At 60.7% G+C, this 14924-nt stretch carries 13 protein-coding genes; 5 read left to right on the top strand and 8 right to left on the bottom strand.

Annotated elements, in window-relative coordinates:
• Window positions 1-39: 39 nt before the first annotated feature.
• Together ACORQT_RS22735 and tsgA are read left to right on the top strand one after the other, a co-directional pair.
• Window positions 40-1020 (top strand): LacI family DNA-binding transcriptional regulator, encoded by a 981-nt coding sequence (locus ACORQT_RS22735; protein ID WP_033645266.1) that lies wholly within the window; start codon window positions 40-42, stop codon window positions 1018-1020.
• A gap of 190 nt (window positions 1021-1210) precedes the next feature.
• Entirely contained in the window at window positions 1211-2395 is a 1185-nt protein-coding gene (gene tsgA, locus ACORQT_RS22740) for an MFS transporter TsgA (protein ID WP_025304528.1), read from the top strand.
• A gap of 54 nt (window positions 2396-2449) precedes the next feature.
• Here the strand turns inward: tsgA and ACORQT_RS22745 are convergent, their stop codons facing one another.
• Window positions 2450-3730 (bottom strand): cytosine deaminase, encoded by a 1281-nt coding sequence (locus tag ACORQT_RS22745; protein WP_204317252.1) that lies wholly within the window; start codon window positions 3728-3730, stop codon window positions 2450-2452.
• Window positions 3731-4020: 290 nt separating this feature from the next.
• Between ACORQT_RS22745 and nirB the strand changes: the two genes are divergently transcribed.
• Genes nirB through cysG form a run of 3 tightly spaced genes read left to right on the top strand, consistent with a single transcriptional unit; the run spans window position 4021 to window position 8347 of the window.
• Entirely contained in the window at window positions 4021-6570 is a 2550-nt protein-coding gene (nirB, locus tag ACORQT_RS22750; RefSeq protein ID WP_042785495.1) for a nitrite reductase large subunit NirB, read from the top strand.
• Window positions 6567-6893 (top strand): nitrite reductase small subunit NirD, encoded by a 327-nt coding sequence (gene nirD, locus ACORQT_RS22755; protein WP_033645269.1) that lies wholly within the window; start codon window positions 6567-6569, stop codon window positions 6891-6893. The genes nirB and nirD overlap by 4 nt, the downstream gene beginning before the upstream one ends.
• A 50-nt stretch (window positions 6894-6943) precedes the next feature.
• Window positions 6944-8347 carry a siroheme synthase CysG gene (cysG, locus tag ACORQT_RS22760; protein WP_042785496.1) on the top strand — a complete coding sequence of 468 codons (1404 nt, stop codon included), beginning with the start codon at window positions 6944-6946 and terminating at the stop codon, window positions 8345-8347.
• 51 nt (window positions 8348-8398) lie between these two features.
• On the opposite strand, the gene trpS is transcribed toward cysG, so the two are convergent.
• The 7 genes from trpS to aroK form a co-directional block, all read right to left on the bottom strand.
• On the bottom strand, window positions 8399-9406 hold the full coding sequence (gene trpS, locus ACORQT_RS22765) for a tryptophan--tRNA ligase (protein ID WP_004930324.1): 1008 nt from the start codon (window positions 9404-9406) through the stop codon (window positions 8399-8401).
• A 2-nt stretch (window positions 9407-9408) separates the two neighbouring features.
• Window positions 9409-10107, bottom strand: a complete 699-nt coding sequence (locus tag ACORQT_RS22770; RefSeq protein WP_074056096.1) for a phosphoglycolate phosphatase — start codon at window positions 10105-10107, stop codon at window positions 9409-9411.
• On the bottom strand, window positions 10100-10777 hold the full coding sequence (gene rpe, locus ACORQT_RS22775; RefSeq protein WP_019456160.1) for a ribulose-phosphate 3-epimerase: 678 nt from the start codon (window positions 10775-10777) through the stop codon (window positions 10100-10102). Before rpe ends, ACORQT_RS22770 begins: the two co-directional genes overlap by 8 nt.
• Before the next feature lie 51 nt (window positions 10778-10828).
• Window positions 10829-11641 (bottom strand): adenine-specific DNA-methyltransferase, encoded by an 813-nt coding sequence (gene dam / locus ACORQT_RS22780; RefSeq protein WP_033651736.1) that lies wholly within the window; start codon window positions 11639-11641, stop codon window positions 10829-10831.
• An 84-nt stretch (window positions 11642-11725) separates the two neighbouring features.
• Window positions 11726-12739, bottom strand: a complete 1014-nt coding sequence (locus tag ACORQT_RS22785) for an SPOR domain-containing protein (RefSeq protein ID WP_033645274.1) — start codon at window positions 12737-12739, stop codon at window positions 11726-11728.
• Between the two features lie 156 nt (window positions 12740-12895).
• Window positions 12896-13996 carry a 3-dehydroquinate synthase gene (gene aroB / locus ACORQT_RS22790; RefSeq protein WP_046687922.1) on the bottom strand — a complete coding sequence of 367 codons (1101 nt, stop codon included), beginning with the start codon at window positions 13994-13996 and terminating at the stop codon, window positions 12896-12898.
• Window positions 13997-14102: 106 nt separating this feature from the next.
• Complete coding sequence (gene aroK, locus ACORQT_RS22795) at window positions 14103-14624, bottom strand: shikimate kinase AroK (RefSeq protein WP_004391482.1); 522 nt, start codon at window positions 14622-14624, stop codon at window positions 14103-14105.
• Window positions 14625-14924: the final 300 nt, after the last annotated feature.

Consider the following 14924-nt stretch of genomic DNA (forward strand, 5'->3'; position numbering starts at 1 on the left):
GCCGAACCCATTTTTTTAGCCGTAATCAGGAGTTGGACGATGGTGACACTGGAAGATGTCGCGGCGCTGGCGGGCGTATCGCGCGCCACCGTATCGCGGGTAGTGAACGGCGACAGCAACGTCAAAGCGCCGACCCGCGAGAAGGTTGAGCGCGCCGTCGCCCAGCTCGGTTACACCCCCAACCCGGCGGCCCGCGCGCTCGCCTCCAGCCATAGCAATACCCTCGGGTTGGTCACCACGTCGTATCGCGGCGGCTTCTTCGGCGCGCTGATGGACTTCGTGCAAACCGAGGCCGAATCCCACGGCAAGCAGCTGCTGGTGACCCAGGGCCGCAACAGCGCCGAAAACGAATGGCAGGCGGTGCAGCGGCTGTTCAGCCTGCGCTGCGACGGCGTGATCCTGCACGTGCGTTTTCTCAGCGACGATCGGCTGCGCCAGCTGGCGGCGGAGCAACGTCATTTCGTGTTGCTCGATCGTCTGGTGCCGGGGCTGGAAGACCGCTGCGTCACCTTCGATCATCCGCTCGCCAGCCGCATGGCGACCCAGCAACTGCTCGACGCCGGCCACCGGCGCATCGCCTGCATCAGCGGGCCGCGCGAGCGGCCGTCGAGCCGCCTGCGGCTGCAAGGGTTTGAAGAAGCGATGCAGGCGGCGAATATCGAGCCGGTGGCCTGTCTGGAGGGCGTTTACGATCTGGAAAGCGGTTACCGCTGCGCCGATCGCCTGTTGCGGCAGGCCGCGCCGCCCAGCGCCATCTACTGCTGCAACGAAGAGATGGCGATCGGCGCCCTGCTGGCGATCAACGAGCACCGCCTGCGGGTGCCGCAGGATATCTCCTTGATCTGCTACGACAGCGGCGAACGGGCGCCCTTCGTCCGTCCGGCGTTGAGCAGCGTACACTTTCCCATCAGCGAGATGGCGCAATACGCGGCGCGCAGGTTGATCGATCCCGCCACCCCGACGCACCGTTTTGAGCCAACGATCATCAACCGTGATTCCATTGTGACGGTACGCAAATAGATCACAATAATGCGTATCATCCCTTCATGGGTTGCATCAAAAAATCGACAGCCATCACAAAAAATCCCGTTGTCTGTGCTAGGATCCGCCCCCTGGTGGCCTGAACGGGACTTTTTCTGCGTTTGCCAGGAAAAGCCAGCGGCCTTATGCCAGTTTTAAAACCTCTAACAGACATATTCAGGCCTATATAATGAATGACAGTAACCGCATACGGCTTACCTGGATCAGCTTCTTTTCGTACGCGCTGACCGGTGCTTTAGTGATCGTCACAGGGATGGTGATGGGAAACATTGCAGAGTACTTTAATCTGCCGGTTTCCAGCATGAGTAACACCTTTACTTTCCTCAACGCCGGCATTTTGATTTCGATCTTCCTCAATGCCTGGCTGATGGAAATCATCCCGCTGAAGCGTCAGCTGATCTTCGGCTTTGTCCTGATGGTGCTGGCGGTGGCAGGGCTGATGCTCGGCAAGAGCCTGACCATGTTCTCGCTGTGCATGTTTATCCTTGGCGTGGTTAGCGGCATCACCATGTCGATCGGCACCTTCCTGATCACCCACATGTATGCCGGCCGCCAGCGCGGTTCACGCCTGTTGTTCACCGATTCCTTCTTCAGCATGGCCGGGATGATTTTCCCAATCGTCGCCGCCATGCTGCTGGCTCGCCATATCGGCTGGTACTGGGTTTATGCCTGCATCGGCCTGCTGTACGTGGGGATCTTCGTGCTGACCCTGTGCTCCGACTTCCCGGTGCTGGGCAAGAAAGGCGCCGACGCCGGTCAACCGGTCGAGAAAGAAAAATGGGGCATCGGCGTGCTGTTCCTCTCGATCGCCGCGCTGTGCTACATCCTTGGCCAGCTGGGCTTCATTCAGTGGGTGCCTGAGTACGCCACCAAGTCGTTCAACATGGACATCGGCCAGGCCGGTAAGCTGGTGAGCGACTTCTGGACCTCATACATGGTCGGCATGTGGGTGTTCAGCTTCATCCTGCGCTTCTTCGATCTGCAGCGCATCGTTACCGTGCTGGCCGCGCTGGCCACCGGCGCGATGTACCTGTTCGTCAGCACCGACAATCCGGAGCACCTGGGCTACTACATCATGGCCCTGGGCTTCGTTTCCAGCGCCATCTACACCACGCTGATCACCCTCGGCTCGCTGCAGACCAAGGTCTCCTCGCCGAAGCTGGTCAACTTTATCCTGACCTGCGGCACCATCGGCACCATGCTGACCTTCGTGGTCACCGGCCCGATCGTGGCGAAAGGCGGGGCGCACGCGGCGCTGACCACCGCCAACGGCCTGTACCTGGCGGTGTTCGTGATGTGTCTGCTGCTGGGCTTCGTGACCAAGCACCGCAGCCACGGTCACGTAACGCACTGATTTCTTCGCATCAAATACATCAAGGGCGCCCGCAAGGCGCCCTTTTTTTGCGCCTTAGCGCCGAAAATCCACCGTCTCATCCTGCTGCAGATACAGCGTGGTTTCCGCCGGCCGCGTTTCGGCGATCACCGCGCCCTGGCGAATCGAATAACGCACCGGCGTCTGGCGGCGCACCGCGTCGAAACCGCTTTCCGCCGGCAGGATCACCAGGTTGGCGCTGTTGCCGGCCGCCAGGCCGTAGTCGCTCAGGTTAAGAGTGCGCGCGCTGTGGCTGGTGATCAGCTTCAGCCCGTCGTCGATTTGGCCATAGCCCATCAGCTGGCACACGTGCAGCCCCATATGCAGCACCTGCAGCATGTTGGCGGTGCCGAGCGGATACCAGGGATCGAACACATCGTCGTGGCCGAAGCAGACGTTGATCTCCGCTTCCAGCATCTCCTTCACCCGCGTCACGCCGCGCCGTTTTGGGTAGCTGTCGAAACGCCCCTGCAGGTGAATGTTCACCAGCGGGTTGGCGACGAAGTTGATGCCGGACATTTTCAGCAGGCGGAACAGCCGCGAGGCGTAAGCGCCGTTGTAAGAGTGCATCGCCGTGGTGTGGCTGGCGGTGACTTTCTCCCCCATCTCCAGCTTCAGCGCCAGCGCCGCCACGGTCTCGACGAAACGCGATTGCTCATCGTCAATTTCATCGCAGTGCACGTCCACCAGCCGATCGTATTTTTGCGCCAGCGCGAATGCCTTGTGCAGCGACTCCACGCCGTACTCGCGGGTGAACTCGAAATGCGGAATGGCGCCCACCACGTCGGCTCCCAGCCGCAGCGCTTCTTCCAGCAATGCTTCGCCGTTGGGATAGGAAAGGATCCCCTCCTGCGGGAAGGCGACGATCTGCAGCGTTACCCAGGGCGCCACCTCCTGCTTAACTTCCAGCATGGCGCGCAGCGCGGTCAGCGTGGGATCGGAAACGTCGACGTGGGTGCGCACATACTGCACGCCGTTGGCGATCTGCCACTTGAGCGTTTGCCAGGCGCGTTGCTTGACGTCTTCATGGGTCAACAAGGCTTTGCGTTCTGCCCAGCGCTCGATCCCCTCAAACAGCGTGCCGGACTGGTTCCAGGCCGGCTGGCCGGCGGTTTGCGTGGTATCCAGATGAATATGGGGTTCGACGAATGCCGGCAGCGCCAGCCCGCCCTGCGCATCCAGCACGTCGCTGCGCCACTCCTGCCCTTCCGGCTGCGGCACCAGATGCGCAATGCGCCCCTGTTCTATCGCCAGTTGCCACAATCCTTCATGCCCGCTTAAACGCAGGTTGTCGATAAACTTCAATGGACGTTTCACCACCCTTCACCTCTGCCGTTGCGCTGGTTTTCTTCATCATACTGACAGCGGATCGCGCTGACAAAGTCGCCGTTGCATGCCGGCCTGCGCGTCTACTCCCAGCGGGGTAGTTGGTGCGCGACCTGACTCGCTTCAGCTAAAGGTGAATAAAATCCGCAACTTATCAAAAAACGTGGAAAATCATTCATATACCACGTTGTGGGTATATAAAGGCGCGATTGATTTGCATCAATAAATTGCCCCTCGGGAGGGATAAGGTAAGCCTAGGAAACCCGAATTTTGAGGCAATAATGAGCAGAGTCAAACTTGCCGTGATCGGCAATGGCATGGTCGGCCACCGGTTCATCGAAGATCTGTTGGATAAAGCAGACAAAGACCTATTCGACATCACCGTATTTTGCGAAGAGCCGCGCATCGCTTACGATCGCGTGCATCTCTCTTCCTATTTCTCGCACCATACCGCCGAAGAGCTGTCGCTGGTGCGCGAAGGCTTTTACGAAAAGCACGGCGTGAAGGTGCTGATCGGCGAACGCGCCATCACCATCAATCGCGACGAGAAAGTCATCCACTCCAATACCGGACGCACCGTCTATTACGACAAGCTGATCATGGCCACCGGCTCCTATCCGTGGATCCCGCCGATTAAAGGCTCGGATAGCCAGGACTGCTTCGTTTACCGCACCATCGAAGACCTGAACGCCATTGAAGCCTGCGCGCGCCGCAGCAAACGCGGCGCGGTGGTCGGCGGCGGGCTGTTGGGGCTGGAAGCCGCCGGCGCGCTGAAAAGCCTGGGGGTGGAAACGCACGTGATCGAATTCGCTCCAGTGCTGATGGCCGAACAGCTCGACCCGATGGGCGGTGACCAGCTGCGCCGCAAGATCGAGCGCATGGGCGTCAAAGTACACACCGGGAAAAACACCCAGGAGATCGTCAACGGCGGCGGCACGGCGCGCAAAACCCTGCATTTCGCCGACGGCAGCCTGCTGGAAGTGGATTTCATCGTTTTCTCCACCGGCATCCGCGCCCAGGACAAGCTGGCGCGTCAATGCGGACTGGAGATCGGCCGCCGCGGCGGCATCGCCATCAACGACTGCTGCCAGACATCGGATCCGGACGTGTACGCCATCGGTGAGTGCGCCGCCTGGCGCGATCGCACCTTCGGCCTGGTGGCGCCGGGTTACAAAATGGCGCAGGTGGCCGCCGATCACCTGCTGGGCCGCGAAAACGGCTTCCAGGGTGCCGATATGAGCGCCAAACTGAAACTGCTGGGCGTAGACGTCGGCGGCATCGGCGATGCCCACGGCCGCACCGAGGGCGCCCGCAGCTACGTTTATCTGGATGAGAGCAAAGAGGTCTACAAACGCATCGTGGTCAGCGCCGACAACAAAACCCTGCTCGGCGCAGTGTTGGTCGGCGATACCAGCGATTACGGCAACCTGCTGCAGCTGGCGCTGAACGGCATCGCGCTGCCGGAAAACCCGGACGGCCTGATCCTGCCGGCCCATGCGGGCAGCAAGCCGGCCATCGGCGTGGATTCGCTGCCGGAAAGCGCGCAGATTTGCTCCTGCTTCGACGTCAGCAAAGGCGACATCATCCGGGCAGTCAACCAAGGCTGTCACACCGTGGCGGCGCTGAAAGCCGAAACCAAGGCCGGCACCGGCTGCGGCGGCTGCATCCCGCTGCTCACCCAGGTGTTGAACGCCGAGCTGAGCAAGCAAGGCATCGAGGTCAACCACCACCTGTGCGAACACTTCGCCTATTCACGCCAGGAGCTGTTCCACCTGATCCGCGTCGAAGGCATCAAGTCGTTCGAGGCGTTATTGGCCAAATACGGCAAAGGCTACGGCTGCGAAGTCTGCAAACCGACCGTCGGCTCGCTGCTGGCCTCGTGCTGGAACGAATACATCCTCAAACCGCAGCACACGCCGTTGCAGGATACCAACGACAACTTCCTCGGCAATATCCAGAAAGACGGCACTTACTCGGTGATACCGCGCTCCGCCGGCGGCGAAATCACTCCGGACGGCCTGCTGGCCATCGGACAGATCGCCAAAGAGTACAACCTTTACACCAAAATGACCGGCTCGCAGCGCATCGGCATGTTCGGCGCGCAGAAAGACGACCTGCCGGCCATCTGGCGCAAGCTGCTCGCCGCCGGCTTTGAAACCGGGCACGCATACGCCAAGGCGCTGCGCATGGCGAAAACCTGCGTCGGCAGCACCTGGTGCCGCTATGGCGTCGGCGACAGCGTCGGTTTCGGCGTCACGCTGGAACATCGCTACAAAGGCATCCGCACCCCGCACAAAATGAAATTCGGCGTCTCGGGCTGTACCCGGGAATGCGCCGAAGCGCAGGGCAAGGACGTCGGCATCATCGCCACCGAAAACGGCTGGAACCTGTATGTTTGCGGCAACGGCGGCATGAAACCGCGCCACGCCGACCTGCTGGCCGCCGATCTCGATAGCGAGACCCTGGTGCGCTACCTTGACCGTTTCATGATGTTCTATATCCGCACCGCCGATAAGCTGCAGCGCACCTCGGTATGGCTGGAGAGCCTGGAAGGCGGCATCGATTACCTGCGCAAGGTGATCGTCGACGACAAGCTCGGCATCAACGAGCAGTTGGAAGCGGATATCGCCCGCCTGCGCGAGGCGGTGATCTGCGAGTGGAAAGAAACCGTCGAGCGCCCGGAAACACAGCTGCGCTTCGCCCACTTCATCAACAGCCCGCTGCGCGATCCGAACGTGCAGGTGGTGGCCGAACGTGACCAACACCGCCCGGCGCGCCCTGACGAGCGCATTGCCGTCACCCTGATCGACACCGAGGAGAGCCAAGCATGAGCCAGTGGATTACCGTTTGCCCCATCGCCGACATCCTGCCCGGCACCGGCGTGTGCGCCCTGATCGGCGATCGGCAGGTGGCGGTGTTCCGCCCCTATGCCGACGAACAGGTGTTCGCCATCAGCAATATCGACCCGTTCGCCCAGGCCAGCGTGCTGTCGCGCGGGCTGATCGCCGAGCATCAGGGGGAGTTGTGGGTCGCCAGCCCGCTGAAGAAACAGCGTTTCCGCCTGTACGATGGCCACTGCCTGGAAGATGACAGCCGCTCCGTCGCCAGCTTCACCAGCCGGGTGGTCGACGGCATCGTGCAAGTCGCGGCATAACCTTTCGGGGGCGCATCCCGCCCCCACGCCGATAACCCCGAGGAATGCCGATGGACTACCTGCCGATTTTCTGCCAACTGCAACACAAAGCCTGCCTGCTGGTCGGCGGCGGCGAAATCGCCGAACGCAAGGCGCGCCTGCTGCTGGACGCCGGCGCGGCGCTGACCGTCAACGCCCTGGCCTTCAGCCCGCAGTTCCACCAGTGGGCGGTAGAAGGCCTGTTGACGCTGGCCGAGGGCGAATTCAGCCCGGCCCTGCTGACGGAAAAATGGTTGGTGATAGCCGCCACTGACCGGCTGGAGGTCAACGCGCGGGTGTACCAGTGCGCCAACCAGCAGCGGGTGTTCTGCAACGTGGTCGATGACCCAAAACGCGCCAGCTTTATCATGCCGTCGATCATCGATCGTTCGCCGATCGTGGTGGCGGTGTCCTCCGGCGGCAAAGCGCCGGTGTTGGCGCGGTTGCTGCGCGAGAAGCTGGAAGCGCTGCTGCCGCAACACCTCGGCAAGCTGGCGCAGCTAGGCGGATCGCTGCGTCAACGGGTGAAACAGCGCTTCAGCAGCCTCGGCGCGCGCCGCCGCTTCTGGGAGCGGCTGTTCGCTCACGATCGGCTGGCGCAATCGCTGGCCAATGACGACGCGGCTCTGGCCGAACGCCAGCTCGAACAGCTGTTCAGCGAACGGCCTGAGGATCGCGGTGAAGTGGTGCTGGTGGGCGCCGGGCCGGGCGATGCCGGCCTGCTGACGCTGAAAGGGCTGCAACAGATCCAGCAGGCCGACGTGGTGGTTTACGACCGGCTGGTCTCCGAAGCGATCATGACGCTGGTGCGTCGCGACGCCGAGCGCATCTTCGTTGGCAAACGCGCCGGCCATCACTGCGTGCCGCAGGAGCAGATCAACCACATCCTGCTGCTGCAAGCGCGGCAAGGCAAACGCGTGGTGCGCCTGAAGGGCGGCGATCCCTTTATCTTCGGCCGCGGCGGCGAAGAGCTGGAAACGCTGGCGGACGCCAACGTGCCGTTCTCGGTGGTGCCGGGCATCACCGCCGCCTCCGGCTGTTCCGCCTACAGCGGCATCCCGCTCACCCACCGCGACCACGCGCAGAGCGTGCGTCTGGTGACCGGCCACGCCAAGGCCGACGGTGGATTGGACTGGGCGACGCTGGCCGCCGGGCAACAGACGCTGGTGTTCTATATGGGGCTATCGCAGGCGGCGGAGATCCAGCGCCGGCTGATCGCGAACGGACTGCCGGCCATCACACCGGTGGCGCTGGTGGAAAACGGCACGTCCTGTCGCCAGCGGGTGATCGAAGGCGAGCTTGGCCAACTGGGCGCCTTGTCCCTGCAGGCCGCCAGCCCCAGCCTGATCATCGTCGGCAGCGTGGTCAGCCTGCGCAGCAAGCTTAATTGGTTCGCCAGCGAGGCCCCGCCCGCCGGCCTGGCGCAAATGGCGTGATACCGACGTAAAAAAAGCGGCCCAAGGCCGCTTTTTTTATTTGCGCCGGCGTTACGCCTGCGGCGGTACGAAACCGACGGCCTGATAAACCTTCGCCAGGGTTTCCTGCGCGCGTGCGCGAGCCTTGGCGGCGCCGTCGCGCATCACCTGCTGCAGGTAGGCTTCGTCGTTGCGGAAGCGGTGGTAACGCTCCTGCAGCTCAGCCAGCATGCCGGAGACGGCTTCCGCCACCGCGCCTTTCAGGTGGCCGTACATTTGGCCTTCGAACTCGGCTTCCAGCTGCGCGATGCTCTTGCCGGTGACGCCGGCGAGGATGTCCAACAGGTTGGAGACGCCCGCCTTGTTGACCACGTCGTAACGCACGACAGGCGGCTCTTCCGAGTCGGTCATTGCGCGTTTGATCTTTTTGGTCACCGCTTTCGGATCTTCCAGCAGGCCGATCACGTTGTTGCGGTTATCGTCCGACTTGGACATCTTCTTGGTCGGTTCCTGCAGCGACATCACGCGCGCGCCGGATTTAGGAATAAACGGCTCCGGCACTTTGAACACGTCGCCGTACAGCGCGTTGAAACGCTGGCCCACGTCGCGGCTCAGTTCCAGGTGCTGCTTCTGGTCTTCGCCCACCGGCACCTGGTTGGTTTGATACAGCAGGATATCCGCCGCCATCAGCACCGGATAGCTGAACAGCCCGGCGTTGATGTTCTCCGCGTAGCGCGCGGATTTGTCTTTGAACTGCGTCATGCGGCTCAGTTCGCCGAAATAGGTGTAGCAGTTCAGCACCCAGCTCAGCTGCGTGTGCTCAGGCACGTGCGACTGCACGAAGATGGTGCTTTTTTCCGGATCGATGCCGCAGGCCAGGTACAGCGCCAGCGTATCCAGCGTGGCCTTGCGCAGTTTCTCGGCGTCCTGGCGCACGGTGATGGCATGCAGATCGACGATGCAGTAGATGCAGTCGTAGTCGTCCTGCATCTGCACCCACTGACGCAGCGCACCCATGTAGTTGCCGATGGTCAGTTCGCCGGACGGCTGCGCGCCGCTAAATACGATGGGCTTACTCATGTTTAAATTTCCTGATTCTCTAAAGATGACAGCCCAAGAGCGGGCAACAAATCGGCGAAGCGCTCCAACACCCGATCGGGGTGGCTCAGGGCTATCGATTCACCGTAGTTATAACCGTAGGTAAAGCCGACGCTTGGGCAACCGGCGCCCTGCGCGGCTTGAATATCGTTGCGTGAATCGCCGACGAACAGCAGTTCATGCGCGCGCAGCCCAAGCTTGCCGAGCACCAGATACAACGGCGCCGGGTGCGGTTTCTTTTCCGTCACGTCGTCGCCGCCGATCACCAGCGAGAAATAGTCGCCAATCCCCAACGATGCCAGCAGCGGCGCCACGAACGGCGTCGGCTTGTTGGTCACCAGCGCCATCGGGTAGCCGTGCGCGGCCAGTCGGGCCAGCGTCTCTTGCACCTGCGGGAACAGGCGGCTACCGCTGTCGACGGTCTGCGCATAGAAATGATCGAAGCGCTCACGCAGCCGGCTGCACTGCTCCGGCGTGTCTTCCGCTTCCGCCCAGCGCAGCGCGCGCTGCACCAGCACGTCGGCGCCGTTGCCGATCCAGGTGCCAACTCGCTCTTCACCCGCTTGCGGCAGCCCCCTCTCTTCCAGCGCCATATCGATGGCGGCCGCGAGGCCCGGCGCGCTGTCGACCAGCGTACCGTCAAGATCGAAGGCCAGTGCGCGGATCGCGCCGAAATCAGCCATGGGAAACCTTCGCCAGCTCGCTGCGCATTTCGTCGATCACCTTGCGGTAGTCCGGCTGGCCAAAGATGGCGGAACCGGCGACAAACATATCGGCGCCCGCGGCGGCGATTTCGGCGATGTTGTCCACCTTCACCCCGCCGTCGACTTCGAGACGGATATCGCGACCGCTGTCGTCGATCAGCTTGCGCACCTGGCGCAGCTTGTCCAGGGTGCCGTGGATGAACGACTGGCCGCCGAAGCCCGGGTTGACCGACATCAGCAGGATCACGTCGATTTTATCCATCACGTAATCAAGATAGCTCAGCGGGGTCGCCGGGTTGAACACCAGGCCGGCCTTACAGCCGTGCTCTTTGATCAGCTGAATGGTGCGATCGACATGTTCGGAGGCTTCAGGGTGGAAAGAGATATAAGACGCGCCGGCCTTGGCGAAGTCAGGCACGATGCGATCCACCGGCTTGACCATCAGATGTACGTCAATCGGCGCGGTAATGCCGTAGTTGCGCAGCGCTTCGCACACCATCGGACCGATGGTCAGATTGGGCACGTAGTGGTTGTCCATGACGTCGAAGTGCACCACGTCGCCGCCTGCGGCCAGCACGTTAGCGGTATCTTCACCTAACCGGGCAAAATCTGCCGACAGAATGGACGGGGCAATCAAAAACTTTTTCATCCGCTTCTCCAAACGTAGGGTCGAGTTGTTATGCGCCGGGGTGCCCCCGGCTTAGCGATACAGCGCCAAAAGCTCGTTCACTTTGCTGCGGCCGAGAATATTGCGGCTGATCGTGCGGCGCGCTTTCACCACATACAGCGCAGCATGCTGGTACCAGTCGCGCGTCAGCTCGGTATCGTGATTGGAAATCAATACCGGCACCCGGCTCTCTACCGAGAGCTGATGCGCCAGATGCGCCAGGCTCTGCTGATCGGCGATGCTGAAGCTGTTGGTGTGGTAAGCGGTGAAATTCGCCGTCGCCGACAGCGGCGCATAAGGCGGATCGCAATACACCACGGCGCCGGCTGCGGCCTTCGCCATGGTATCGCGGTAATGCTCGCAGACAAAAGTGGCATTGCGCGATTTTTCAGCAAACCAGTAGAGCTCTTCTTCCGGGAAGTACGGTTTCTTGTACCGGCCAAACGGCACATTGAACTCGCCGCGCAGGTTATAGCGGCACAGGCCGTTATAGCAGTGACGGTTCAGGTACAGGAACAGCAGCGCCCGGCGGTAAGGCTCGGTGCTAGTATTGAACTCTTCTCGCAGCAGGTAAAACTGATCCGAGTTATTGAATTCATCGGCGAAAAGCGTGCGGGCATCGCGCACGAAGTCATCCGTGCGCAGCTTAACGATGTTATACAGGTTGATAAGATCGCTATTGATGTCGGCGAGAATGTAGGCGTCGTAATCCGTATTCAGAAAGACGGATCCCGCACCCACGAAGGGCTCGATTAAGCAGTCTCCCGCCGGCAGATGGCGACGAATCTCATCTACCAGCGGGTATTTTCCACCAGCCCATTTTAAAAAAGCGCGGTTTTTCTTCATGCCGTCAATTAGCTACTTATACAATTCAGAGCGGCGGATTGTACTCTGTTTCAGACAGCACATCAGCGCACAAATTTAAATGATTTATTTTTTAAGATCTTGCTGCACTTGGTGTACAGGTCGAACCCATGGTTTTTTCGCCTGCACATCGGCCGGCAACGAAGCAATGGCGCGCTTCGCTTCAGCAGAAGACGCATAGTTGCCGCTCACCAGCACATACCACGGCTTGCCGTCACGCTTGGTGGCGTACACCAGGTAATTCTGCAGCTTCTGCTGTTTGGCGTAGGCGTTCAGCGTATCGGAACGCGAAGCGCTGCTCAGTTGCAAGGTATAGTGGCTGCCCGGCGCAGACTGCACAGAACTGCCGCTGCTGGCGACCGCTCCCGCTTTCGCGGTGGAAGACGGCTTGGCCGGCGGCGTATACACCGTAGTCGGTGATTTATGCTGCGTTGCGGTCGGTTTGGCGGCGGCGGTTTTCGCCGGCGTTTTATGCTGTTGCGGGGCAGTGCCCTGCACAGGACGCGTCGCTTCGCGCGCTGCGGCGCCGCTCATCACCGTCGCCGGTGCGGTCGGCAACGTCGACGCTGCGCCGGTCATGCCCTGCGTAGCGGCGTCAACCTGCCCCTGCTGCTGCGACAGCGCATCCGCCATGTTGCCCGGCAAATCGACGCGCTGCTGCGCACCGCCTTGCTGAGGCTGCGTTTGCGCTTCGGTCGGCGTGCCGGAGATCGGCGGAACGCTGACGTTCTGCGGTTGCTGCGGCTGAGTCGCGCTCACGCCGTTATTATCGTGGGTATCCGTCGTGCCGCCCGGCACGCCGTTATTGGCGGTGGTCAGCGACGAAGAACCGGACAGATTGATATCGCGGGCCGCGCCGTTTTGCGCGCCGCTCTCCTGCGCCGCTTCATGTTTGGTCGGCGCCTTCAGGGCTGAACCGATGCCGATAATCAGCAGCAGCAGCACCAAAATGCCGATGCCAATCATCAAATGCTGGCGCGAAACGGCGAAGCGCGGCGCGGCGGCCGGCTTGCGCGAACGCGTAGGACGACGATCGCTGCTATCAGGTCTGAGATCGTCTTCCGGTTTAAACTCGTCCATCTGAAACCCTCCAACTAGAGGCAAAAGCCCACCACCGTAGACCTACCGTGGCACGGGCGGATTAACCCGATGATGGCAAAGCGACACCCGTCGTGCTCTGCTCACTGTATTAATATAGATGCTAATGGCGGCTAAGCCACTGTTACTTAGTCCGATTTAATTACGCTTCCGCTCAGGCAAGCAGGCGGCGATCGACGCCAGCACCAGCTCATGCCCTACGCCGCCGCGCACTTCCGCCGCACCGATCGCGGTCGGCAACACCAAACGCAGTTCCCCCGCCAGCACTTTCTTGTCGCGCAACATGTGCGGCAAGTAGGATTCCGGCGTCATTTCCTGCGGCCCGCAGACCGGCAAGCCGGCGCGCAGCAGCAGCGCTTTGATGCGCTCGATGTCTTCAACGGAGAACTGGCCGAGACGGTGCGCGGTTTCCGCCGCCATCACCATGCCCGCAGCCACCGCCTCACCGTGCAGCCACACGCCGTAGCCCATCTCGGCTTCGATAGCATGGCCGTAAGTATGGCCCAGATTCAGCAGGGCGCGCAGACCGCTTTCGCGTTCGTCTGCGGCCACCACCTCGGCCTTCAGCTCGCAGCAGCGGCGAATACAGTAGGCCAACGCCTGCATATCCAACGCCATCAGCGCATCGATGTTATGTTCCAACCAGACGAAAAACTCGCGATCGAGAATGATCCCGTATTTGATGACTTCGGCCAGGCCGGAAGAGAGTTCACGCGTCGGCAGCGTTTTCAGGCAATCCAGATCAACCACCACCGAAGCGGGTTGATAGAAAGCGCCGATCATGTTTTTGCCGAGCGGGTGGTTGACGGCGGTCTTGCCGCCCACGGAGGAGTCCACCTGCGACAGCAGCGTGGTGGGAACCTGAATGAAGCGCACGCCGCGTTGGTAGCACGCGGCGGCGAAGCCGGTCAGATCGCCGACAACGCCGCCACCGAGCGCGATCAGCGTGGTATCGCGCCCGTGCGGTTTTTCGAGCAGCGCCGAAAACACCTGCTCCAACACCGCCAGAGATTTGTACTGCTCACCATCGGGAAGAATCACCTGATCCACCACGACGCCGCTCTGCTCCAGCACCTGCCGGACACGCTCCAGATAGAGCGGCGCCAGGGTCTGGTTGGTGACCAACATCGCTTGTTCACCCGCCTTTAACGGCATAAAAGAAGCCGGATCGTCAAACAATCCGGCGGCGATGGTAATCGGGTAGCTGCGCTCCCCAAGCGTTACAGTAATTCTCTCCATGTCGCGCTTAGTTCTCTGTATGGTACGGCGGTGGTTGCTCCCCACAACGGCGGGGAACACAAATCAGTTTTCCGCATTAGCCGACGGCGAACGCGAAAATCGGCAATCAGTTGCTTTCCAGCATGTTGATGATCTGGTTGGCAACCACTTTAGCGCTCTGATCGTCGGTGCGAATGGTGACATCGGCAATCTCTTCATACAACGGATTGCGCTCTTTCGCCAAAGCTTCCAGCACTTCACGCGGCGGAGAATCAACCTGCAGCAGCGGGCGTTTTTTATCACGCTGGGTACGAGCCAACTGCTTTTCGATCGTGGTTTCGAGATAAACCACCACGCCGCGCGCGGACAGACGGTTGCGCGTTTCGCGCGACTTCACCGAACCGCCGCCGGTCGCCAACACAATCCCTTGTTTTTCCGTCAGTTCATTAATGACTTTTTCTTCACGATCGCGGAAACCTTCTTCCCCTTCCACGTCGAATACCCAGCCCACGTCAGCTCCGGTACGTCGCTCAATTTCTTGATCGGAGTCGAAGAACTCCATATTGAGTTGCTGAGCTAACTGACGGCCAATAGTGCTTTTGCCGGCACCCATAGGCCCAACCAGAAAGATATTGCGTTTCTCTGCCATGTTTTTCGGTATTACTAAGACAATTCGTTAATGTTAACCCGCCCCGCCAATCAAATCAGCGGCGGGACCTAAACTGAAACCTCATGAGCGATAGTGCGAGATCAGACGAAAAATTATCTCAACACTCTTGGTAGTTTGGCAACCGAATAAATCGCAATCCACGCCGCGGGAGGGAAACCATATGTTTTTAACGGCGTCTTGGCGCTAACAAAAAACCTCGGTGCTCAATTCGGTAACCCTTGTAAGCTAAATCGGCCGCAGCGTCAAACGCAGATCCCCCCAAGGGGATAAAAAAGTGTA

It is taken from the genome of Serratia sp. (in: enterobacteria) (assembly GCF_052400455.1).
GTDB classification, from domain to species: domain Bacteria; phylum Pseudomonadota; class Gammaproteobacteria; order Enterobacterales; family Enterobacteriaceae; genus Serratia; species Serratia ureilytica.

Bases quoted from the DNA above. Each gene is read 5' to 3' on its own strand.
- cysG (WP_042785496.1), top strand. From the start codon at position 6,944: ATGGACTACCTGCCGATTTTCTGCCAACTGCAACACAAAGCCTGCCTG.
- ACORQT_RS22735 (WP_033645266.1), top strand. From the start codon at position 40: ATGGTGACACTGGAAGATGTCGCGGCGCTGGCGGGCGTATCGCGCGCC.
- rpe (WP_019456160.1), bottom strand. From the start codon at position 10,777: ATGAAAAAGTTTTTGATTGCCCCGTCCATTCTGTCGGCAGATTTTGCC.
- aroB (WP_046687922.1), bottom strand. From the start codon at position 13,996: ATGGAGAGAATTACTGTAACGCTTGGGGAGCGCAGCTACCCGATTACC.
- ACORQT_RS22770 (WP_074056096.1), bottom strand. From the start codon at position 10,107: ATGGCTGATTTCGGCGCGATCCGCGCACTGGCCTTCGATCTTGACGGT.
- tsgA (WP_025304528.1), top strand. From the start codon at position 1,211: ATGAATGACAGTAACCGCATACGGCTTACCTGGATCAGCTTCTTTTCG.
- nirB (WP_042785495.1), top strand. From the start codon at position 4,021: ATGAGCAGAGTCAAACTTGCCGTGATCGGCAATGGCATGGTCGGCCAC.
- dam (WP_033651736.1), bottom strand. From the start codon at position 11,641: ATGAAGAAAAACCGCGCTTTTTTAAAATGGGCTGGTGGAAAATACCCG.
- aroK (WP_004391482.1), bottom strand. From the start codon at position 14,624: ATGGCAGAGAAACGCAATATCTTTCTGGTTGGGCCTATGGGTGCCGGC.
- nirD (WP_033645269.1), top strand. From the start codon at position 6,567: ATGAGCCAGTGGATTACCGTTTGCCCCATCGCCGACATCCTGCCCGGC.
- trpS (WP_004930324.1), bottom strand. From the start codon at position 9,406: ATGAGTAAGCCCATCGTATTTAGCGGCGCGCAGCCGTCCGGCGAACTG.
- ACORQT_RS22785 (WP_033645274.1), bottom strand. From the start codon at position 12,739: ATGGACGAGTTTAAACCGGAAGACGATCTCAGACCTGATAGCAGCGAT.